The sequence below is a fragment of the Auritidibacter sp. NML130574 genome, assembly GCF_003185725.2.
Classification (GTDB): domain Bacteria; phylum Actinomycetota; class Actinomycetes; order Actinomycetales; family Micrococcaceae; genus Auritidibacter; species Auritidibacter ignavus.
Genome location: NZ_CP031746.1, coordinates 203,646 through 226,833, shown reverse-complemented (window position 1 = coordinate 226,833; position 23,188 = coordinate 203,646). Strand labels below are relative to the sequence as shown.

Genomic DNA, 23,188 nt, shown 5'->3' with positions numbered 1-23,188 from the left:
TATCACCGCGACGATAGCCACTCAATCTGCTCCGTGGGGTTCGGTGGCTTCCAGCGCTTGAGCCAGCAACGCTTCCAGTTGCTCGGCGTCAGCAAGGTTGACCGGAGTTCGTTCTTCGCCATGTGCAAGGTACACAAAACGTCCCGAGATATTCGCCAGGGGAATATCATGTAGCCGTGACCAGGCCAAACGGTACAGCGCCAGCTGAAGTCCTTTATGTTCCAAGTCGTCTGGGGTCGACGGCACCATACCCGTTTTCCAGTCAACGAGCTCCCACTGCGCGGTGGGGTCGAATTCCTGATCCGGGTGGTCTCCCCCGTTCCGAAAAACAGCGTCAATACGGCCACGAATGGTCACCGACCCGACTGTCGTTTCCACCCCGGCTTCGATGAACGCTGGTGAGCGTTGCGCCCATCTGGTGTTCAGGAAGTTCTCTCGCAGGGTCGTCACACCGGTTTGTTCGTCCCAGACCTGGTCGGCATCCTCGACCGGGTCCTCGAAGTCGAGCATGCCCGTGATGCCAGAACGCTGACTGGCGAAATGTTCCTCAATCCATTGGTGGACGAGCGTACCTGTTCGGGCTGCTTTGATCGGTCGACGTGGCATCGGACGTTTCAGTGACTTCGCTACGGTGTGCGGGTCGTCTACCAAACTTATAAATGCTGAGGCCGAGAGGTGACTTGGCAAGTGAACCTCACTGCTCTGCGTCATATCTTCGTCGGGTTGGGCCCACTGCACGCGTTGAGCCAGCTCGTGGTCTTCAATATCCGTGACAGATGTTTCACGCGCATCGGTCACCCATTGTGCCGCTTGTGTCACCGCTTGGCGACGTGGGTAGTGGCGAACCAGAGGTTTTCCGGCCCGGTCATCGATCCAGTAAACGCCGTCATAGAAGTCCGTTGCATTGATTTGGTAAATCGATGCGCCATCGAGAGGATCGACAGGCCAGGTGGAGACCAGGATCTTCTCAGCCCGCGGGTTCTTATCTCCGACGACTTCGGGGTCTGTTGAATCAACCCAGTGTCCAGTTTCGACCCCGTCTAGTCCCTGAAAAATGGTCAAGAACTCGGACTGTTCAACGGCTTTCTTCTTTGTTCCCACCCAGTGGCTTCCTGAGAGCCACAACAAGTGCTTGGGGCGGGTGAAGGCAACATAAGCTAGTCGCTTTTCTTCGAATCCATTGCGGATCTTCACGTTCTCAGACAACCGATGATAGGTCACCCGATCCTGATCTTTCGTGGAGAACGTGGTGTTGCCTGCTCCTGCACTCCACTCTTTTAGGGTTTCGGCCTGGTCGAAAGGCCACTGATACTCGTCTGGAATATCGTGGCGAAGCCCCCAGGGTAATGCCCCGCTGGAGGTGGAAGTCCATCTCTCGGGTTTCTCCGACGGGAATTTTCCTGCGCTCAGTCCGGGAACGAACACGGCGTCCCACTCCAATCCTTTGGAAGAATGGACGGTGAGCAACTGGACGGCTCCGGGGCGTGGTTGAACGGCGGGTAGTGCCAGCCCTTTTTCTTCTGCCTCAGCGGTTTCTATCCATGCCAGAAAGCCCGACAAATCAGACGTCAGGGAGTCGTTCAACCCTTGTGAGAACTCGTCGACGACATCGTAAAGGGCTTCCAGGTGTTGCAGTGCCTCGGAGAGTTCGGTTCCTGGATGTGCCAGAACTTCTGCCTCAATCCCACTACGGCGGGCAATCATCCGGAAGAATTCCGGAAGATCCAGTGAACGCAACTCTTGGAGCGAGACTAATAGGTCCGCAACACGGTGCAGTCGTTGGAGCCCTTCCTCGGTGAATCCGTGATGGGCTGCCTCCTCAATCGGCGGTAACTTATAAAGTGCTTCGATCAGTGACACTTCTTCAGCATCTTCGGAGACGAGTGCCTCGGCGAGCTTCTCAGCATTCCAGATCTGTTCTGGGTCATCAGACCGGAGTTCCGACGGAGGTTGAGCGTCACGTCCATGACGCACGAGTCCTCGGGCATAACGGTTAAGTGCCCACAAGTCGGCTGTTCCGATTCTCCAGCGCGCATTACTCAAGATACGTACTAGAGCTTCGTTTTCCTGCGGAGCGGCAACCACACGAGCTAACGACAGCACCTCGACGACGGCGGGAACCTCGACAAGCCCCGTCATCCCCAGGATTTCATAGGGGACTCCTCGCGCTTCGAGTGCTTCAACCAGAGGCAGGAAGTCTGCCTTGCGACGACAAAGAATGGCAGCCGACTTCTCGGTGTGATGTGGCTGGTTCGAGCCGGGATCGGTAATCCCCAGGCAGTCTGCGACGGTGTCGGCCAGCGTGCGTGCTTCGTCTTCGGAGTCTTTGAACCAATTGATAACCACGCGTCCGGGTTCACCGGTCACTCCTGCCGAGAGTTCTTGGACCGGGACGGGCCTGCCGGTGGTCGGTTCTCCATCCAGTTGCCCGATAATGGCATTGGCACCGCGCAAAATGCGCTCTCTATTTCGCCATGCCACGCTCAGGGGCAAGATATCGGCTGGAGCCCGTGTGTCAACACGGTCGTCATCGGCACGCCTAACGGCTGGGAAATATTCGGGAAAAAGACCCAGCTGACCGGCGGAGGCACCTCGGAATCCATAGATCGACTGGTTGGGGTCCCCCACAGCTGTGACACAGTGACCTGCTCCCTGGGAGGATTGGGGGCCGAACAGCGAAGAGAACAGCATCATTTGGGCGTGCGAGGTGTCTTGGAATTCGTCGAGGAGGACGACCTTATACTTCTCGCGTTCGCTGGCGGCAGCTTCGGGAATCGTGGAGGCGATCAGTTGGGCATAATAAACCAGGTCCCCATAATCCATGAGGTTATGGTCCTTTTTCACCTGGGCGTAACGTGCAACGATATCGGCCATGGTCATTTTCACGCGGAGGCTGTTAAAGATCTCCGTGGCGTATTTGGGCCGTTTTGCCCCGGTGTCTAGACGCTGGCCGGACTCCAAAATTTCGATCACGTGCTCTTTGATCTCGTGTGGTTTCACAAGATGTTCGTTGGCTTCCGCGGCGAGTTTTTTGACCGCCGAGATCAACGAACTCTCGGTAAAGTCCAGTTCGGACACATCAGCTTCCCAGTTTGCCACGATCTCGGCGATGATCTGGAATGATCGGGCCTCTCCGATCATTTCTGAATCGGGTTCGACACCAATGCGTAGCCCGTAGTCTGCTACCAGCGCATTCGCATAGGAGTGGTAGGTGGAAACGCTGGCTTGTCCCGGGTCGTGGCGGTCGAGAGTCAAGCCTAGTGACTCGTGGCTCGCGAGGTTTTCAATGGCGGCGTTCACGCGTGCTGCTAATTCACCAGCGGCTTTGCGAGTAAAAGTGACGCCAAGAATTTCTTCGGGACGCACAAAACCGTTGGCAGTCAGCCAGATGACTCGGTCTGTCATGGTGCGCGTTTTGCCCGAGCCAGCACCAGCGACCACCAGGAGGGGGTCTGGACCGTATTCGATGACGGCGCGCTGTTGTTTCGTGGGATACATCCGCTGTTGGGGTGGCTTCGCGGACTGAAGGATATCGGCCAGTTCTTCAGCGCTAAACCGAACGTCTCCCCAGGTGTTTCGTTGCGGTTGAGCTGCTAAAGGTTCCACTCTGTGATCTGCCTTCCTTGCCGTGTGATGGGTGAGAGGATCTGGTAGGACGATTTCTGGAACTCCCCAGGGTCCCACCAGGTCAGATAGCTCGCTCCAGAGACGCGTCGCGCCGCGTCCCGGATCTGTTGGCTAGCCCAGTTTTCTTCCGGGTGCTTGGGATCCTCGGGAACAACCGGCTGTTGGTGTTGGACTTTTAGGTTCTGGTTGGTGGTGCCCAGCTGGACTAGCATGGCTCCACCTGGGGTGGTGGGCTGAGAAAACTCGGCCGACTCGAGCTTCGTTGCCTTCAAGACGCCGGAGATGATCAGGGCCTGATAGGTGGCCAATTGTGGCAGGCGGTCAACCTCTTCGCTTCGAGGCATCGACTTGCCGGTCTTGAGGTCTACCACGGTTGGACGTCCCTGTGGGTCTTTTTCCAGCCTGTCAATTTTTCCGTTAACTTTCACGTCGAGATCCTCAACCGTGAAGGTGGCGTTGACGCCCAATTCGGTAGCAACCAGACTCCGGCCGTCGTGACGCATGGCGATGACATACTCGCTGAAAAAGCTCAGCATATCTTTGATCCGCTGGCGTTCTCCCTCGGCCTGCCAGCTTTCGGGGTCAAGCTCCAGGGCGCGGAGTAAAACCGGGAACAATTCTTCCAGTCCGGCTTGCAGGTCTTCGGCTCGTCCCTGGTGGTATTTTTCAGCCAATGCGTGCACGAAGGTGCCGCGCTTCAAAGGCTCTGACGAGGAGGTTGAGGCTCCGATCTTATCGAAGTACCACTCGGCTGGGTTCTCCAGAGCGGTACCGAGGCTTGAAGGCGACAAGGAGATCATGGGCCGACCAGATTCGAGATCTTCGGCAACGGCTGCCGGGTGGGTACTGGACAACGGTGCCAGCCCCCACCAGAAGTTGGGGTTGGCGCTGGAGACGCCGTGGTCGCTTAGCACGGCCAACGCAGTTGCTGCATCACGTTGCCGGCTTTCATCGCGATGTTCTGGTTTCTGACGGGCTGAGTTCTCCAGTTCTCGACGCAGGGTGGCGACCAGCATCCTCCGCGTCAACGGTGTGGGCACCGAGGTTATCGGCCGTACTGGCTGGTCCTCAGTGACGTGCCAGGGCTGGATTCGATCAAGGAAAGCACTAGGTTGAGATTCTTCGGTAGCGACCGCTGAACCGATCACGATCTTGCGTGCCCGGGAGATGGCCGCGGCGAAGGTGCGCATTTCGTCGGTTCGAACTTCCGCGATCCGGTCTACCAGTCTGTCATGGGTCGTTCGACCACGCACGAGGTCGACGAGGTCCCCGGTTTTCAACAATTGTCCACGCACTCGGGTGTTGGGCCAGATGCCTTCTTGGACTCCCACAATGAGGACTGCGTCCCACTCACCGATGACCGCAGACGACGGGGTCAGCACCGAGACCGCCTCATCAAGGTGGTGAGTCTCCGATAGCGAGTCCATGGGGAGGTCTTGGTTTTCCAAGTATTCGACGAATCCGGCGGACGTTTCGCCGGGGAATTGATCTTCGTATCGTTCGGCGGCGTCAAAAACGGCGATCACGGCGTCAAGGTCGCGGTGGGCCTGAGCCGCCTGTTGCGCCTCACCTTCCAACGCGGTAGTTTCCCACGATGTCGCGACGCGAGCTGCCTGCCATCCGGCCCACAAAACCTGACTCGGTTCAGGTGAGTCTGACTCCACGGCACCACGCATAGCGTTGAGCATCGTGCCAATGCGCACCACGGAACGAGCATAATCCGGAAGGGCACGCTCAGGGTCCAGACTCAGCATCTGGTATACCAGCTCCGGAGAGTCGACCAGTATATCCAGTAGCTCATGTGAGCCTCGGCTTCCGCCCTGGGCTTGCTCGGTTTGCAGTAAACGGCGTCGTAACTGGCGCACGTGTACCGCGGTGGCACCGCCGTAGCGACCGGTGAGTAACCAGCTCAACCGCTCCGGTGCAAGACCGGTCCCCCGCGGTGGTGCCGGACTGCTGGCAACGGCCACCAGGGTGAGCAGCGGTGAGACCGCTGCCTGCTGGTTGAGCATGACGTCGGCCATGCGTCGGTGCACTGGGATCCCCTCTAAGCTCAACGAACGGGCGATGGCATCGACCCGGCTCGCGGTGCGGGCAATGACGGCCATGTTCGAATAAGGAATCTTATGTTCTAAATGCAGTTGCAACAGTTGTTGGTGCACCAACAGTTTTTCTTGGCCAGCACTGGCCACCCAGCGTACTTCGGCACGCTCATCGTTGTGGTTTGTTGTGGTCTCGGCCTCTTCCGAGGTGGGAGTGGCAGGCACCGTTGAGGGCAACCCCATGGTGACGGGAATACGTTGAGCGGCCCGACGCCAGGCTTGGAAAACCGGTGCCGCCATGCGGTGCTGATGTGTCAGTTCGATGATCCGCTGGCGACGTTGCTCGCCGGAGAGATCGCCCCTGATCATCCGTTGCGGTAGCTCGGAGAGCAACTGCGGTGTCGCTCCGCGGAAGCCCTGCACCGTCGTGGTCGGGCTGGCCGTCATCACCACATCCAGGTCACTTGCCCAGATCTCTAGAAGGCGGTAGACCGCTGGGTTGGCGTCCTGGATGTCGTCGATGATCACCACCGGACGCCGTTGACGCTCTGCGTCGAGAAAAGAGCGGTGGGCTGGGTCAGCGAGATAATCGGCCGCCCGGGTAATCAGTCCCGCTGGGTCGAAGGCCGATGCTGAACGCAGATCAAGGTCATCGCGATAGTCCTGCAACAGCTCAGCAACAGCTACCCATTCGGGGTAATGATACTCTTCTCCCCACCGTTGGAGTTGGCCCGGTTCAATACCGTATTCGCTGCAACGATCGATCAGTTCGCGAACCTCACGCCGAAATCCAGCCAGCCCCACGGCCTGTTGCAATGACTCGGGCCATTGTGGCCCGGTGTTTTCTTCCCGGTAGGTCTCCAGAATCTCCGCGATCTTTCGGTCCTGTTCAGCACCAGCTAACAGCCGAGGTGGTTCCTCCACATGTTCCAGATAGCCTTCGGCACGCATCCGCCGAATCACATCAAAGGCAAATGATGCCACGCTGCGCACCGGTGTCTCTGCCCGTGTACCCAACCCTTCGGCCTGCAACCGCGCGGTCAAAGCGTTTCGAACCTGGCTGGCTGCTTGGCGCGAACCCGCCAGCATGACTACCTCGTCTGGCTGACAGTCGGTGATCATTCGCTGGACCGCGTATTCAATCGCGGTGGTTGTCCTCCCGGACCCGGGCGCGCCGATCACCAGGACGGGCCCGTGACCGGCTGGCAGCGTGACAACACGGCGTTGGTCAGCATCAAGTTCAACAGCGGAAGCGACGGGCTGGAGAGGCTGGAGGAGTTCAAACCCAGGCTGTGGCTCAGACATAGTGTCCATCTAACCGCACCACCAAGGACAAGTTAAGCCTTGGCAGAATTGTCGCGGTGTTGTTTCCACCACCGCAAGGCGGTGGGTTCCCCCGGAGGCGTCGACCACGTAGCGTAAGACAGGTGAACGAAGCTCTACAATCGATTGCCCCACGTCCCGATCAGCCGTGGCACTGCGGTGCGATGGTGGGGTTTGATCTGGAAACGACCGGTCGGGACCCGCGCCAAGCCCGGATTGTCACGGCCTCATTAGTCGTCGTGGATCCGCAGCGGGTCCAACGGGCCAATGCTGAGTGGTTACTCAATCCCGGTGTGGAGATTCCTGCTGAGGCAACCGCAGTGCATGGGATATCCACTGAATATGCCCACATGCACGGGACCGCTGCGCGGGAGGGAATTGACCAGATCGCCGGCACGCTGGCTGACTTCATGGCAGCAGGTTTCCCCGTGGTGGCCTATAACGGGGTTTATGATTTCACGGTATTAACCGCAGAAATTGCCCGCCACGGGCTAGAGACCTTGACGATCTCCGGGGTCGTTGATCCCTACGTCTTGGATAAACAGGTCGACACCTACCGCAAGGGTGGACGCACGTTGGGCAAAGTCGCTGAGATCTACCAGGTCCGGCTCGATAATGCGCACGCCTCAGCCGCCGATGCATTGGCTGGTGTGGAGATCGCCTACGCCATCGCCGAGAAGTACCCTAAGCTATCCGTACCTTTGTCCGAGCTCTTCGAATTGCAGAAACGGTGGAAATCCGCCCAGGCAGAAAGTTTTGAAGCCTACCTGCGCCGGAGTAAGGATCCTGAGGCGACAGTGTCGCGCCATTGGCCAGTCGAAGACCTCGACGGTTCTACTCGGTAGCGGCCGCGGCAGCCTTGGCTGCTGCCGGGAGCGCCTCGGCAATCCTGTCGATGGCCTGCTGGTCATGAGCCGCGGAGACAAACCAATCCTCAAACACGCTGGGCGCGATGTAGATACCTTGTTCGAGTAACGAGCGGAAGAACGGCGCGAATCGGAAGACCTCCTGGTTCTGCGCGTCGTGGTAGTTGCGCACCCCGTGGTCGCTGGTGCCAAAGGCCACGGAGAAAATCGTTCCCGCCACTTGCAGGGAATGGTCCACGCCTTCAGCATCCAAGGCCTCAGAGACCAGTTGCTGAATCTGCCGGGAGGCATGAGTCACCTGCTGGTAGACCTGCTCATCAGCATTGCTGAGAGTCGCGATACCGGCAGCCATAGCCACGGGGTTTCCCGACAGGGTTCCTGCTTGATAGACCGGCCCCAACGGGGACAACAGGCTCATGATCTCGGCGTTGCCGGCCACCGCTGCCACCGGCATACCCCCGCCGATCACTTTGCCAAAGGTCCACAAATCCGGAGTCCAGCCCTCGGGTTGACCGGTTAACCCCCAGCCTCCGGTGGGGGTAGCGCGGAATCCGGTGAGGACTTCATCCCAAATGAGTTTGGCCCCGTGGCGCTGGGTGATTTCACGTAAGAAGCCCATGAACCCTGGCTCAGGCGCCACAATGCCCATATTGGCCGGCACGGCTTCGGTGATCACCGCAGCAATCTGCTCGGGGTAGTCAGCGAAGACTTCTTCCAGGGCTTGCCGGTCATTGAAGGGCACGACCAGCGTTTGGGCGGCCACCGCAGCAGTCACACCGGCCGAGCCCGGAAGTGACTGGGTCGCCACACCCGATCCCGCCGAGGCCAGTAGCCCATCGGAGTGGCCATGGTATCCCCCGGCGAATTTCACGATCAGATCCCGTCCGGTGGCACCGCGCGCGATGCGTAGCGCGGTCATGGTCGCCTCGGTCCCGGTCGAGACAAACCGGATGCGATCGATCGGCAGAATGGATTTCACCAGTTCGGCTAAGTGTGTCTCGTCCGGGGTGGACGCACCGAAGGACAGGCCACGGTCGACCGCTGCATGCACGGCCTCCACCACCGCCGGATGTTGGTGCCCCAGGAGCATGGGCCCCCATGAGCCAACCAGATCAACGTACTCGTTACCTTCGACGTCGGTGAGGTAGGCACCCCGAGCACTGACGATGCTCGGCGGGGTCAGTCCGACGGATCCGAACGCGCGCACCGGAGAATTCACCCCGCCGGGCATGGCGGCTTCGGCAGCGCGGAAGGCCTGCTGGTTGCTGGTGAAAGACGTAGGCTGGTCGGTCATGGGATTCTCACAGTCCTGTTCTGAGCTGGACGGGGTCGGGCGGGTCTGGTTGGAACTCACTGGGCCTTAGATCAGGCCACGGTGGATCCAATCGGCGAGTTCTAGGGCGTAGTAGGTCAGCACCTGGTCAGCTCCAGCCCGACGGATGGACAGCACCGACTCGGCCACGGCGGCGTCGCGGTTGATCCACCCGTTAGCGGCAGCTGCTTCGATCATCGCGTACTCTCCGGAGATCTGGTAGGCCGCAACCGGTACGTCCGAGAAGTCGGCCACCTCGCGCAGGATATCCAGATAGCTCATCGCAGGTTTGACCATCACCATATCAGCGCCTTCTGCTAGGTCGAGCTCGGTCTCCAGCAGAGCTTCGCGCCGGTTCGCCGGGTCCATCTGGTAGGTTTTACGGTCGCCTGTCAGGCTGGAGTCTACCGCTTCGCGGAAGGGTCCGTAGAAAGCGGAGGCGTATTTGGCCGAGTAGGCCAGGATCCCGACGTGTTGGGCGGAGACCTCGTCGAGGGATTCACGGATGACCCGGACTTGGCCATCCATCATGCCAGACGGGCCGACCATGTGCACCCCGGCTTCGGCATGGGTTTGGGCCATTTTGCCGTAGAGCTCCAGGGTGGCGTCATTATCGACCCGTCCGGTCTCGTCGAGGACGCCGCAGTGGCCGTGCTCGGTGAATTCGTCCAGGCAGAGATCGGACATCACCACCAGATCGTCACCGACTGCCGAGACAACCGCGCGGATGCCACGGTTGAGGATGCCGTCGGGGTTGAGTGCTTCGGATCCGGTGGCGTCGAGTTTTTGCGGGATCCCGAAGATCATGATGCCACCCAGTCCGGCTGTGGCGGCCTGGGTGGCAACCTGTTTGAGAGAGTCTTCGGTGTGCTGGACGACGCCGGGCATCGAGACCAGCGGGTTCGGCTCGGTCAGGCCCTCTTTGATGAAGACGGGAAGAATGAGTTGGGAGGGATGAAGCCGAGTCTGTGCGACCATCCGACGCACGGCAGAGTTTTGACGCAGGCGCCGGGGACGTTGGAGCGGAAAAGACATGGTCCTTCCTTCTCCCCTGCTATGGGGGGTCGGCAGTGTGGGTTCGGCGCTGGTGACAGGCTGATGACAGCTGGTCACCGCGCTCCTACGGTCCACTCTAGTCGTCATCTCGTCGTTATAGTTCAGCGGCCATGGCCCGGCCGGCGGTGCGTCCGGTGAATAGACACCCGCCGACAAAGGTGCCTTCTAGCGCCCGATAGCCGTGGGATCCGCCTCCGCCGAATCCGGCGGCTTCGCCGGCAGCATAGAGTCCGGGGATCGGGGTGGCGGTGGCATCCAGGGCTTGGGAGTTTAAGTCGGTTTGGATCCCGCCCAGGGTTTTGCGGGTCAGGATGTTCAGTCTCACAGCAATCAGTGGCCCGTTGGCCGGGTCGGTAAGTTTGCCGGGGGGAGCGACTCGGATGAGCTTATCTCCCCACGAGGCCCGGTGGGAGCGGATAAAGGTGATTTGCGCGTCTTTGGAGAACGGGTTGTCCAGTTGCAGATCGCGGGCGCGGACTTCGGCCTGGACCTGTTCGGTATCCAGCGGCACCTCTGGTTCGAGTTCTTGCATCAGGGTCAGCAACTCATCCAACGTGTCGGCCACCACGAAGTCTTCGCCGTGGTTTTTGAACGCTTCCACCGGCCCTGGGGCACCGGGGCCCAGCCGTTTCAGTAACAGCTTCAGATCCTTGCCGGTCAGGTCGGGGTTTTGTTCACTGCCGGAGAGCGCGAATTCTTTTTCAATAATCTTCTGGTTCAGAATAAACCAGGAGTGGTCGTATCCGGTGGCCCGTAGCTCAGCTAGCGTGGCCAGCGTGTCAAAACCGGGCAGAGCCGGCGGGTTGAGCCGGTGTCCGGTCGCATCCAGCCACAGCGAGGAGGGGCCAGGCAGGATTCGGATACCGTGGCGCTCCCAGATCGGGTTCCAGTTTTTTATGCCTTCCACGTAGTGCCACATGCGGTCTTGGTTGACTAGTCGGGCTCCAGCATCACCGGCAATAGCCAGCATGCGCCCATCCACGTGCGCCGGGACCCCGCTGATCATCCGCTGCGGTGGGGTGCCCAACCGTTCGGGCCAGAAAGAGCGCACCAACTCGGGGTTGGCGCCGATCCCGCCGGTGGCGAGCAGGGTCGCTGTAGCTCGGAACTCAAAATCATCGATCACCGCACGATTGGTTGCCACACCGCGTTCAGCATCGTCAGTAGCTAAGACAGCGCCGCGGACACCGACAACCCGAGAGTTCTCGACGATCAGCTCGTCAACCCGGTGGCGATGGTAATACCGCACCAGGCCACGGTCGACGTAGCGTTGCAGCTTGCGGGCGAAGGGCGCGACGAGTCCGGTTCCGGTGCCCCAGGGGATGTGGAATCGGGGAACAGAATTCCCATGGCCGGTGGCGGTACTGCCACCACGTTCAGCCCAGCCCACCACTGGAAAGAAGCTCACGCCGTGGCCGGTGATCCACTCGCGCAGTTCCTCGGCGGCGAAGTGCACGAAAGCCTCACCCCAGGCTTGGGCCCATTGATCTTCGGGATGGTGCCCTTCCAGCCGGTCCCAGCCGGCACTGGCGCGCCAATCGAGCAGGGCGAGCTCAAGGGAGTCTTTGATCCGCATGCGACGCTGTTCGGCGCTGTCGACCATGAATAATCCACCAAAGCTCCAGTACGCCTGGCCTCCAATATTGCCTGCGTTCTCTTGGTCGATCACCGCCACGCGGTGTCCAGCCTCGGCCAGCTCGCAGGCGGCTACCAGACCGGCCAGACCGTGACCGACGACGAGGGCTTCGAATCCATCCGCAAAGTATGCCATAGATCACATTTTAGGGTAGCTGGAAAGCACTGACACAGGACTTTAAAGGTTGCGTAAGATCTGTAGGATGCCCGCAGCGTTCGGGGCGGTCGCGGTGCCGGCCATGGTGATGTCCAGTTCGGTGGCGGTACTGGCCGTTGGGCGCCCCAGGGCAATGAGTCGGTAGTGCGCTAGCGGCGCCGGAAGCTCACCTGCCCGCTCGGCCAGCTGGCGCACCGCTGAGGAGGCGGTGAGCACCACCGGGGTACGCGGGTTCAACGCGTGCAGGTCCACCAGCCGCTGAGCGCTCTCGGGGCGTGGGGCGGCCAATAACCGTCGCCCTGCCGGTCCGGGATAGACCACCGTGTGATAGATCGGCACGTGATCGACCCGATAGCCGAGCCCACGCAGTCCCGTCACCAACGTCTCAGTGGCTGCAGCTGATTGGGGTAGTGCCACCGGCCGCGCCGGCTCGACCGGCAGTTTCCGGGACCCAGGCAGGTCGGTGAGAATGCCGTGCGCGGACGCTTCGGTGGTGGGGGTCCAGACCGTGCCCGGGTAACCGTGCTCGCCCACCTTCCGGGCGGTGCCGGCCCCGGTAGCGACCACGACAGTATCGCCGTCGGCCAGCCGGGCCCAATCAAGCCCCAGCAAGCTCAGCGCGCGGACGGTATTGGGGCTGGTCACCACCACGCCGGCGAACACGCCAGCGTGGAGCCCTGCTACGAGACGCAGGCCCGGCACGCGGTCCTCGGCCAGCACGAAATCGGTCAGGGGGCAGAACTGCACGCTGATACCGTGCTCACCCAGTCCGGCCTCTAATTGCGACGCTTGGGCCGGGTGCCGGGTGATCACCACCGTGTCGGTGATCACCTCGGTCATCACGACAGGCTACTCCCACCGTTTCCGCGCGGCGGTGCTTCGGGCAACAGCTCAGCCCCGGAATCCAGGAGTTCTTCGGCAACGGCCGTACCCAGTTGCCACGCATCGGCCCGGGAGTGGTCGTCATCGATCAGCTGGTCACCGTCGACACAGACCGGTACCGACCGATTGGCGCGGATCAGGTTAACCCCGTCCATCCCGGCGACCATGGCCTGTAATGCGAGCGTGCCGGAGTGGGCGTCCACGGTGGCCAGGGCCCCGATCGGGGCCGCACAGCCGGCTTCCAACCGGGCCAACACCGCGCGTTCGGCAGTGACTTGGAGCAGGGTGGCGGGGTCATTGAGTTGTGCCAAGGCGTCTTCGACCGCCGATCCGAGCAGGCGAGTGGTACTGACCTCGACCGCCAGCGCTGCTTGACCGGGGGCCGGTAGCATGACCGAGGGGTCGAGCCGTTCGGTAATGGCCCAGTCCATGTCCACTCGGTCGAGCCCGGCACAGGCTAGGATAACCGCGTCCAGATCGCCACGGTCCGATCCGGCAGCGGCCGGTGCGTTGTCGTGGTGGTGTTCGTAGCCGACCACCCGCGCCAAGCGGGTGGCGACATTGCCACGGATATCGATCGGTTGCAGATCGGGCCGGTAGTGGAGCAATTGCGCCACGCGCCGGGGTGAGCCGGTCCCAATACGGGCCCCTGCCGGGAGCTCATCCAGGCTCATGCCGTCTCGGGCGCACAGCGCATCGCGGGGATCAGCTCGGACGGGTACGGCCGCGATGCGCAAGGACTCGGGCTGGATCGCTGGCAGGTCCTTCAGCGAGTGCACGGCCAGATCCACCCGACCCTGCACCACAGCGGTCCGCAACGCTGCAGCGAACACTCCGGTGCCACCCAGTGAGGCCAGCGAGCCGGTGGTCACATCACCTTCGGTGCGGATGATCTGGGAGGTGATCTCCACCCCGGGTAGCCAGTCGCTGAGCTGATCGGCAACCTGCTGGGCCTGCGTGCGGGCCAGCGCGGAACCGCGAGTGCCCATCAACAACATCCGGCCGGGCACGGAGTCGGTAACGGTCATTTAGGCCAACACCTCGGCGACGTCATCGATCTCGATGTAGTGACCGGTGTAGAAGGGGACTTCTTCGCGCACATAGTGCCGGGTCTCGTTATTGCGCAGATGCCGCATCATGTCAACGAGCATATCCAGTCGGGGCGCTTCCAGGCCCAACAACCATTCCCAGTCGTTCAGGCCGAAGGCCGAAACGGTGTTGGCCCAGACATCCGGGAAGTCTTGGCCGAGCTGGCCGTGGGAGCGCAGCAAGTCACGCCGTTTGGCCGGATCCATGGTGTACCAGTCGTAGGAGCGCACAAACGGGTAGAAGCACAGCCATTTGCGGGGTTTACGGCCCATCGCGAAGGCCGGCACGTGGTCCCTATTGAACTCCGCCATCCGGTCGGCCCCCATGGCGGTAAAGGCTACGTGGGTTCCGGCAAACAGATCGGCGCGACGCACTTGGCGGATGGCCTGTTGCAGGGCAACCGGGTCCTTACCCCACATCCACACCATCACATCGGCTTCGGCTCGCATACCGGAGACGTCATAGAGACCCCGTACGGTGATGCCCTGTTCGGACAGATCAGCAACTAAGGCGCGGAAGGCCTCGGCATCACGCTGTTTTTCCGAGGCCGACCGGGCCGAGCCCACGGAGTTCTCGTGACGGTTGCGGGCAAAGACCGTGTACGTGGTGAACCAACTCGTGTCCAATTCGGGGACCGAGCTGGCCTGTTGTTGCACCGTACCGGGGGCTGGGGTGCTGTTCTCCGTCTGTTCTGTCATGACGGTCTCACTTCCTCTCGTGTCGGATGATCACTACGTCAGGATTGATCTGTCGGGGTGCTCACAGGCGGTGGTGATTTGATCAGCTGGCGGGCCCGCTGACGCACATCAGAGATGATCGCCAGCAGTCCCGTGCCCGACACCCACGGGCCGGCGGCCATCATGGACTCGGGCTCCATCGCCTCCAGCAACGCATTCACCGCGCGGGTATGGGCTGGAGTCGGCGAAGGCAAGGCCTCGCGCCAGCGCACCACCGCTGAGGCACGCACCCGGGCGGCAAAGTTTTCCGTGTCAACACCGAGCAATCGGGGCACGTCGGTCAGTGCGGCGGTGATGAGCTGGTCATCGGTGCTGTGATACCCCAACGCGTGCCCGGCAACGGGATCGGAGATGCGGCCGTAACTGAGCCGGAGCACATGTCGGTGGGTAGCACCGGTGGGGTTAAGTCGTTCATGCAGCCAGGCCCACTTGGCCGAGACGTGGGTCATCGCCTTGGCGGCCACATCCGTGACGTCAGGAGCCACCAGCAACCCGGTCCCGCGCGGGGCAGCGTCCAGTTCGGGGTGGTCGACTAGCAGTGTCACCAGGCCCACACCGGTTCCGGTGGCCGGTTGCGCCTCGGTCGGAAGTTCGGGTGCCTGGCGCCTCGCGCGCAACGTGGTGATCAGCCGGTAGCTCGTCACGGCGTCACAGGCCAGCACGAGGCGGTCGCCGCTCAGCTCGACCTCGGATGCCTCAGCGGCGGTGATGAGTACTCGGTAACCAGAGCCGCCGGGGGTCTCAGCGTCCGCGAGCGAGGTCACCGGGGCTGAGGTCACCAGATCCACTCCCCTCTCAGCTAGCTCCGCGGTCAGGGCGTCGATGATCCGGTGCATACCACCACGTAAAGAGTTCACCGCGGCCCCGGGCCGACCGGACCGTTTCAGCGCCGTAATGGCCGCCGCCAGCGACCCCTGTTCCACCATCGCGTCCAAGAGACCGGGGATCAGCTGACGCACGTCCGCGCTCGCCGGGTCAGTGGAGAGCACGCCGGCGACCACCGGGGCCACAAGGTTATCGACCACAGCCGGGCCCATACGGTCTGCGACTACCTCGGCGAGGGTGATCGGTGTCTGGTCGGTTAACACCTGTCGGTAGTCATCCACGGGGGCCGAGAGGTCTTGTTGGGCCCGAGCGATCCCTTCAGGACCGAGAGCTGTGGCTACATCGGGGCTGTGCAGATCTCCGGGAATGCCGAGCACGCCCACTGTCGGGGAAGGAATCGCCCCCCGGTCGCGGGTGTACAGCCACGAGCCACTGGCCTGTGGTGCCACGATCTCCTCGCCTAGCCCCAGTTCTGTGATCAGCTCCGCCACGGCGGGACCACGGGTGGCAAAAGCTTCCGCGCCAGCGTCCACCCGCAACGACACGTTCGGGTCGTGTCTCACCTGCTCATCCGTCGGATTGATCGCCTCACCGAGCTCCAGACCGGCCAACGCACCACCAGGATGCATTGCGGCCTCCAGCACCGCGACGCGAGCCCCGGCCATGCTCAGCTCCCGGGCCGCGGTGAGTCCGGCGATGCCACCGCCGATAACCACGACGTCGTAGTGGTTCCCCTGCAACCCGGGTAGCTCACTCATGGGGTAACACCACGCCCTGGGAATCCTCAGCGGACCGCACTCCCACCGAGATGGAGTGGATGAACGAGACGAGCTCGGTCAATACCTCCGGGTCGGTGCTGGGTGGGACCCCGTGCCCCAGGTTGACCACGTGCCCGGGGGCGCACTCGCCGGCGGCCAGCACCGCGCGGGTGTGGGCTTCAAGGGTGGGCCATCCGGCATCGAGGAAGGCCGGATCGATATTGCCTTGCAGGGCGCGTAGTGGCTGGGCCTGCTCACCACGGCGGGCTTGCAGGCGTCGATAGGCCTCGTCCAGCCCGATGCGGTAGTCCACGCCGATCACCGACGCTCCTGCCTCACGCATCAGGTCCAAAATCTCAGCGGTGCCGGTCCCAAAGTGCACCACCGGCAGGTCGAGTTCGGCTCGCAGGCTGTCGAGCTCCGCCAAGGCTAGCGCTGAGTACGGCATCACCGAATGCTGATAGTCAGTCCGCGATAACGACCCAGCCCAGGAATCGAAGAGTTGGACCGCCGAAGCCCCCGCGCGCACCTGGGCGGCGAGGAACAGACCGGAGGCGTGGGCGGCCCAGCGCATCAGCGCCTCCCAAGTCTCCGGTTCCCGGTGCATCATGGCCCGTGGCCCCAGGTGATCCCGGCTCGGTTTGCCCTCCACCATATAAGCGGCCACGGTGAACGGCGCTCCAGCGAAACCAATGAGGGGGCGAGGCCCGAGCTCAGCAACGGTACGCTGTACTGCTTCGGCAATTGGAGCAAAAATTTCGGGGCCGAGTTGATCCAGATCTGGTAGCGCTGCCACATCCTGTGCAGTCCGGACCGGTTTTTCGAGCACTGGCCCCACACCGGGCTGGATCTCTACGCCAATTCCGGCCAAACGGAGCGGGATCACAATATCGGAGAAAAAGATCGCAGCGTCCACGTCATGGCGTCGCACCGGTTGCAGAGTGATTTCACTGGCCAGTTCGGGGTTCACGCAGGCATCCAGCATGGTGGTGCCTTCCCTTAAGCGTCGGTATTCGGGAAGCGACCGGCCGGCCTGACGCATAAACCACACCGGACGGCGACTAGGCATCTGCCCTCGGTAGGCTCGAATCAGATCGGACTGTGCGGTCGATCGTCGCGCATCGTCGGTGAGCAACGGGTGATTTGCCCACACGCTGGAGCCACCACGGGATTCTTGAGTCATGACCCCATTCTCCCACGTTGAACCTCATGCCCCTGAATGTAAGACGTGGTGATCAGCCGTCAGAGGAAAAACCATCGCGATGGCACCCCGGACTGTTCAGGCAAAGATGACAAACCGTGAGGCATCATACTTAGGGTGCGCTCACTTTAATCGGTGAGTGCACTGGCCTAGCATGGAAGTCATTGTGGCATTATTTTCGTTGGTTGCTGCGCACACCTGGCTTGACCTCGAGACGGTGGCGGAATTAAGCAACGGAGTTCCAGGGGTCGCCTCCACGGTAGAAAACTCTCCCCATTTACAGGGGGCAGTGTCTCTTTCGACCTGTAACCGTGTCGAAGTGTATGCAGAAATCGCTACCGGAGCCGACGCGGCACAAGCCCAGGTTGACATCCTCCAGAGCATCGCCGACCAGACCGGTCTGCGCCTAGACCAGGTTCGGGATGCGTTCCATATCCTTCCGCACGACGAGACGGTACGACACCTCTTCGAAGTCGGCGCCGGACTCAAGTCTGCTGTCGTTGGTGAACGCGAGATCGCCGGACAGGTGCGCCGGGCCCTCACCGAGGCCAAGCAAGCCAACACCACCACGGGCAATCTCACCAAACTTTTCGAAACTGCGTCCCGGACCGCCAAACAAGTCGGTACCGAAACCGCGTTGGGATCGACTGGACGGTCGGTCGTGTCTGTGGCGCTGGAGCTAGCAACCCAAATCCGAGCCGGGTCAACCGTCGTGGCGACCAAGCGGTTCTGGGAAGATGCCAATGTGTTGCTGGTGGGTACCGGTGCATACGCCGGAACCACCATCGCCCAGCTGGAGCAACTCGGCGCTCGCAACGTTGCAGTGTATTCCTCCTCGGGCCGAGCCGAGCAGTTTGTCGCCGATCGTGGTGACTGGGCCATGGCAGTAGATAGTGACATGGTGCATGAGGCTTTTGCCGAAGCAGACGTCGTGATTGGCGTTTCTGGGCAAGAGCGGACCATCTCCAAACCTGAGTTGCAACGACTGCGTTCCGGCCTCCCGCATCGCTTGACCATTATCGATCTAGCGCTCAGCCATGACTTCGATCCCGATATCGCCGATCTTGACGGGGTTGACGTGGTTACGCTCGAGTCGGTCAAGATGGCGGCGCCAGACGAGCAACAAGAATCCATTACTCGGGCCAAAGGCCTCGTGGACCAAGCCGTCGAAGATTTCCTCAGTGAGTCCAAACAGCGCTCTGCCTCCGATGCCATTGTGACCTTGCGCGAGCACACTCAATCCGTACTCGAGGACGAAATTGCTCGCGTGCGGCAACGCCACGGATGTACCGCAGCCGCCGAGGAAGTGGAATTCGCCATGCGTCGCATGGTGCGTCAGCTCTTGCACGAACCAACAGTGCGGGCACGTCACCTGGCCGAAGAAGGGCGCCTAGCGGACTACGAGCTCGCACTGGAAACCATTTTCGGTCTCGACGTGGCCGCCGAAACCGCTGAAAGACAGCGCAAGAAAGCTGAGCGTCAAGCAGCACGCAAGCGTGCACAGACACCCGAGCAGACACCGGTAGCCGATCCCACGTGCCCCCACTCCGATCATCGTGCCGAGAGCGCTTAAGCACTCACCACCGGCCACCTCTTTCGCTCACCTGCGACACTTCTCATCCAAGAGCTCGGTGCACAGTTTTCACTGGCTTTGTGCTCTCTTGGACGCGCATTCATCACTTATATTTTACCTTTCATCTATTTTCCCAGCATAGCGTCGAGTGTGTTAAGAGAGTTGCCTCTCACGGCAAAAGACTTCCGATAAACTCCCAAGTCACTGGCAATATTGCGATTCCATCAGTAAAGTATGAGAATCGTTAACTACGTTTTTTTCGAGGGATGACAATCACTCGTAATTTCAGTAGAAATACGACAGACATTCATCACCGTGGAAGGATGGCGAACTCTCCATGGTGCAGACCACACCGATACGTCAAGGACGGTTAGCAACTCGTGACACGTCTACCTAGAAGCCAGCGTCGAGAACAACTTCTCACCATCGCTGCTCAACATTTTGGAATCAACGGCTACGTCAGATCCTCTATGGACGCCATTGCCAAGGAAGCCGCAATTTCCAAGCCAGTTCTCTATCAGCACTTCGAGGGCAAAGAAGACATCTACCGCGCCATCTTCAATGACCATCTCAAAATGCTCGGCGAGAAACTCACCCAAGCTTTCGACGAAGAAAGCGACTCAGAGCGACAGTGCGTTTACAAGTGCGTTGCCGCAGCCTTTGAATTCGCCTCGCGCCCTGATCGTCCATTCCGAGTCATTCTGGACCGTTCGACTCCTCTGGAGGGTGAGCTCGACCGAGTCCGTCGGGAGTTTCTCGGAAAGATCACCGACAAAATCCACACCTTACTGGTTGACGACTCCCATCTCACCGACCAGCAGACCAGACTTGTCTCTTCCATGGTCACGATTACCGTGATTAGCGCAGCCCACGGTTGGACCTATATGTCCAAGGATCAGCAACAGACCGAGGAACTGGGCCCGAACCAGACCGCCGAGATCGTGACCGACATGTTGCGTGAGGGCATTTCTGTGTTTCGGAACTGACAATTACGCCACTGGCCGAAGCCCGCGGCAGACAGGGCTGAGAGCGCACGGAGCCGAGGGCATCTCCGCTAAGCTGGGTTCCCGAAACAACACTAACCGCGTTCACGGCTTGTGAAGGAGAGACATGGAAATTCGTATCGGTGTTCAACACGTCACCCGTGAAATTGTGTTCAAGACAGATTTGCCGGCTGAGAAAGTGGTCGAGCAAGTCCAAACCGCCATCAAGGATGGAGGTATGGTTCAGATCGACGATATTAAGGGTCGTACGATCCTGGTCCCCGGCAATGTTGTAGGCTATGTCGAGGTAGGAGACACCACGTCTGGCCCGGTCGGTTTTGTCGCCAGCTAGACTCGACCATTCCTCACTACGACACCACGTCCCCGGTGTCATTGACGCCCCTGGATGACCGGTCGTCTGCGATAGAACGCTACCGCTTAATACAGCTCAGAAGACTAAACCGCGATCGGCTCCACTTTTTTGTCCATTGTGTTGACCCGCTCGTATAGTCCTCGATTCAGTGGCACCCTACAATCCGACTGACACATACCTTGGGTTGTGGGGTACCACGAGAAAGTTCATCTCAGATGTCAGATTCTCTTCACCAACAGCCCGGTGTAAACCAGGCCGATCCGGACGACCAACTCGTGTCCGACACCTCGCCGCATGGGTCTACCTCAGACAAGACGTTCGCAGATTTCGGCCTGCGCGACGATATGGTCCAGGCCCTCGTTGCCAAGGGGATCGTTTCCCCATTCCCTATTCAGGCCATGACTCTGCCGATTGCTTTGGCAGGCCAGGATATCATCGGTCAAGCTAAGACCGGTACCGGTAAAACGTTGGGATTTGGTCTTCCGGTCCTGGAGCGTGTCATTGGCCCCGATGAGCCTGGTAGCGACTCTCTGCCCTCCCCCGGTGCTCCCCAGGCTCTGGTGATCGTGCCGACTCGCGAACTGGCGACCCAGGTCGGTGAGGACCTCGGATTGGCGGCCTCACGTCGTAGCGTGCGGGTGACGACCATTTACGGTGGTCGGGCTTATGAACCACAAGTTGACGAACTCAATCGTGGTACCGAAGTCGTTGTTGGAACCCCGGGACGACTCATCGACTTGATGCGTCAGCGTCATCTGAGCTTCGACCATGTGCAGACCGTCGTTCTGGATGAAGCCGACGAAATGCTTGACTTGGGTTTCTTGCCGGATGTTGAAACCTTGTTGCAGGCCGTTCCAAATAAGCGTCAGACCATGCTGTTCTCGGCCACCATGCCGGGTCCGGTGGTGGCGATGGCCCGCCGGTTCATGACGCACCCCACTCATATTCGTGCCGAAGATCCTGACGACACTCAGGCCACCAAAAAGGACATCCGTCAGCTGATCTACCGTGCTCACCATCTGGACAAAGATGAGCTGATCGCGCGGGTACTACAGGCCAGGGAGCGAGGTCGCACGATTATCTTTACTCGTACCAAGCGCGCAGCAGCACGGTTGACCGATGAGCTCACCCGGCGCGGCTTTGCAGCTGGTGCGATCCACGGCGACTTGGGACAGGGCGCGCGCGAGCAAGCTTTACGGGCCTTCCGCAATGAGAAAATCGATGTGCTGGTCGCCACCGATGTCGCTGCCCGCGGTATTGACGTCGATGATGTCACCCACGTGATCAACTTCCAGTGTCCCGAAGATGAAAAGACCTATCTACACCGGATCGGTCGGACCGGTCGGGCCGGGCATAAGGGCACTGCGGTGACACTGGTGGACTGGGAAGACATCCCGCAGTGGAAGCTGATTGCCGCTTCGCTAGGCCTAGACCAAACCGAGCCCATTGAGACCTACTCCGCCTCCCCCCACCTGTTCGAAGACTTGGATATCCCAGAGGGAACCAAAGGAAAACTCCCAAAGTCACAACGCACTCACGCTGGTCTCGACGCCGAAGATCGTGAAGATCTTGGTGGTAAGGATTCTCGATCGCGGTCCCGCAATGGTCGACAGCATCGTCGCGGACGCTCCCGGCGTCGTTCGGCTGGACACCAGCAAGACCAGAGCCAAGAACGGTCTTCCTCGTCGAAGCACAAGGCCCAGGCCAAGAAGGCCTCGGGTTCTTCGCGGAGGCGTCAGCGCACTCGCTGGAAGAACGGTAAAGTGGTTTCCTCGAGAAGGAAACAGAGCACAAACCAGCAGAACAACCGCAATTAGTCGGTGTGCCACAGCACCTGGAGTCCTGAGCTCGCTCGAGGCTCCAGCGCTTTAACCGTTTCTACCGCCGTGGTATATTCACCCAACCGGTTGGGTTTACCGTTGCCGTGAAAGTCCGAAGAACCGGTCGTCAACAAACCATATTTCCTGGCCAGCTGACGAAGCTTATCCCGCCCCTTAGCCGAATTATCGCGGTGGTCAACTTCAACGCCGTCTAGGCCAGCCTCGATCATCTCGGTGAAGGTACGGTCTGATACGGTACGTCCTCGCTTCGCAGCCATCGGGTGTGCGAAGACTGCTACCCCACCTGCTTCTTTAATCAGCTCTACTCCGAGTGCTGGATCAGGAGCATAGTGAGGCACATAGTAGGACGAGTCACTCGATAGCAGGCTGGTAAACGCTGCCGAGCGGTCCGGGACCACGCCGATGTCCACGAGTGCATCGGCGAGATGCGGCCGCCCCACGGTGGCATCGTCGTGGGTATGTTTGAGCACTAACTCCCAGCTCAAGTCCGGATAGTCTCGGGCGATCCGAGCGGTCATTTCTTGGGCTCGAATGATGCGAGCCTCTCGGGCTCGAGCAATTTCAGCTGACAAACCCGCGTGCTGTGGGTCATGCAAATAGCTGAGCACATGAACGCTGATCCCTTCATCGGTCACGCACGATAATTCCATGCCAACCACCAAGCTGATGCTGTGACGCTGCGCGGCTGAGATCGCCTCATCCCATCCTGCCGTGGTGTCGTGATCGGTCAGCGCAAGTCCTTCCAATCCTGCCTCTGCTGCTAAACGCACGACCTCTGCCGGTGGCTGGGTACCATCCGAACAGGTTGAATGCGTGTGCAGATCAAAGGCCATGCTCATAAGTGTAAACGTCATACAACAGACAGGTAACCTCCCCGGCGGGGTGCTGGGGATTCATGAGAGCATGGA

16 protein-coding genes are annotated in these 23,188 nt (G+C 60.5%); 5 read left to right on the top strand and 11 right to left on the bottom strand.

Translation table 11 applies throughout. The features are described 5' to 3' along the window. Window positions 1-21: 21 nt before the first annotated feature. Both DCC27_RS01145 and DCC27_RS01140 read right to left on the bottom strand, forming a co-directional pair. Window positions 22-3,606 carry an ATP-dependent DNA helicase gene (locus DCC27_RS01145; RefSeq protein ID WP_110109974.1) on the bottom strand — a complete coding sequence of 1,195 codons (3,585 nt, stop codon included), beginning with the start codon at window positions 3,604-3,606 and terminating at the stop codon, window positions 22-24. Continuing rightward, entirely contained in the window at window positions 3,594-6,974 is a 3,381-nt protein-coding gene (locus DCC27_RS01140; protein ID WP_158524692.1) for an ATP-dependent DNA helicase, read from the bottom strand. The genes DCC27_RS01145 and DCC27_RS01140 overlap by 13 nt, the downstream gene beginning before the upstream one ends. 182 nt (window positions 6,975-7,156) lie before the next feature. On the opposite strand from DCC27_RS01140, the gene DCC27_RS01135 reads away from it, so the two are divergent. After that, complete coding sequence (locus DCC27_RS01135) at window positions 7,157-7,837, top strand: exonuclease domain-containing protein (RefSeq protein WP_110100398.1); 681 nt, start codon at window positions 7,157-7,159, stop codon at window positions 7,835-7,837. On the opposite strand, the gene hemL is transcribed toward DCC27_RS01135, so the two are convergent. The 8 genes from hemL to hemE form a co-directional block, all read right to left on the bottom strand. After that, window positions 7,827-9,152 (bottom strand): glutamate-1-semialdehyde 2,1-aminomutase, encoded by a 1,326-nt coding sequence (gene hemL, locus DCC27_RS01130; RefSeq protein ID WP_110100230.1) that lies wholly within the window; start codon window positions 9,150-9,152, stop codon window positions 7,827-7,829. The genes DCC27_RS01135 and hemL overlap by 11 nt on opposite strands. Before the next feature lie 66 nt (window positions 9,153-9,218). Beyond that, window positions 9,219-10,205, bottom strand: coding sequence for a porphobilinogen synthase (gene hemB / locus DCC27_RS01125; RefSeq protein ID WP_110098570.1), 987 nt, complete (start codon window positions 10,203-10,205; stop codon window positions 9,219-9,221). Between the two features lie 115 nt (window positions 10,206-10,320). Continuing rightward, window positions 10,321-11,997: an FAD-binding dehydrogenase gene (locus DCC27_RS01120; protein ID WP_110109973.1), complete on the bottom strand. Its 1,677-nt coding sequence runs from the start codon at window positions 11,995-11,997 to the stop codon at window positions 10,321-10,323. 42 nt (window positions 11,998-12,039) lie between these two features. Further along, the gene (locus DCC27_RS01115; RefSeq protein ID WP_110100228.1) at window positions 12,040-12,858 is read right to left on the bottom strand and encodes a uroporphyrinogen-III synthase; all 819 of its coding nucleotides are present in this window, start codon (window positions 12,856-12,858) and stop codon (window positions 12,040-12,042) included. Beyond that, entirely contained in the window at window positions 12,858-13,928 is a 1,071-nt protein-coding gene (gene hemC, locus DCC27_RS01110) for a hydroxymethylbilane synthase (protein WP_233487807.1), read from the bottom strand. The genes DCC27_RS01115 and hemC overlap by 1 nt, the downstream gene beginning before the upstream one ends. Next, window positions 13,929-14,687, bottom strand: coding sequence for a hydrogen peroxide-dependent heme synthase (gene hemQ / locus DCC27_RS01105; RefSeq protein WP_110100227.1), 759 nt, complete (start codon window positions 14,685-14,687; stop codon window positions 13,929-13,931). Window positions 14,688-14,725: 38 nt separating this feature from the next. Further along, window positions 14,726-16,309 (bottom strand): NAD(P)/FAD-dependent oxidoreductase, encoded by a 1,584-nt coding sequence (locus DCC27_RS01100; protein WP_110100226.1) that lies wholly within the window; start codon window positions 16,307-16,309, stop codon window positions 14,726-14,728. Then, window positions 16,302-17,492 (bottom strand): uroporphyrinogen decarboxylase, encoded by a 1,191-nt coding sequence (gene hemE / locus DCC27_RS01095; RefSeq protein ID WP_110100225.1) that lies wholly within the window; start codon window positions 17,490-17,492, stop codon window positions 16,302-16,304. Before hemE ends, DCC27_RS01100 begins: the two co-directional genes overlap by 8 nt. Before the next feature lie 184 nt (window positions 17,493-17,676). On the opposite strand from hemE, the gene DCC27_RS01090 reads away from it, so the two are divergent. The 4 genes from DCC27_RS01090 to DCC27_RS01075 all read left to right on the top strand — a co-directional run bounded on the left by DCC27_RS01090 (window position 17,677) and on the right by DCC27_RS01075 (window position 22,256). Continuing rightward, complete coding sequence (locus tag DCC27_RS01090; protein ID WP_233242814.1) at window positions 17,677-19,083, top strand: glutamyl-tRNA reductase; 1,407 nt, start codon at window positions 17,677-17,679, stop codon at window positions 19,081-19,083. A 380-nt stretch (window positions 19,084-19,463) separates the two neighbouring features. Further along, complete coding sequence (locus tag DCC27_RS01085) at window positions 19,464-20,069, top strand: TetR/AcrR family transcriptional regulator (RefSeq protein ID WP_110098563.1); 606 nt, start codon at window positions 19,464-19,466, stop codon at window positions 20,067-20,069. 124 nt (window positions 20,070-20,193) lie between these two features. Next, the gene (locus tag DCC27_RS01080; protein ID WP_110098562.1) at window positions 20,194-20,418 is read left to right on the top strand and encodes a DUF3107 domain-containing protein; all 225 of its coding nucleotides are present in this window, start codon (window positions 20,194-20,196) and stop codon (window positions 20,416-20,418) included. A 236-nt stretch (window positions 20,419-20,654) separates the two neighbouring features. Continuing rightward, complete coding sequence (locus DCC27_RS01075) at window positions 20,655-22,256, top strand: DEAD/DEAH box helicase (protein WP_110109972.1); 1,602 nt, start codon at window positions 20,655-20,657, stop codon at window positions 22,254-22,256. Here DCC27_RS01075 and DCC27_RS01070 read toward each other — a convergent pair. Then, a complete protein-coding gene (locus tag DCC27_RS01070; RefSeq protein ID WP_110098560.1) occupies window positions 22,253-23,113 on the bottom strand; it encodes a PHP domain-containing protein in 861 nt (286 codons plus the stop codon). The genes DCC27_RS01075 and DCC27_RS01070 overlap by 4 nt on opposite strands. Between the last annotated feature and the right edge of the window lie 75 nt (window positions 23,114-23,188).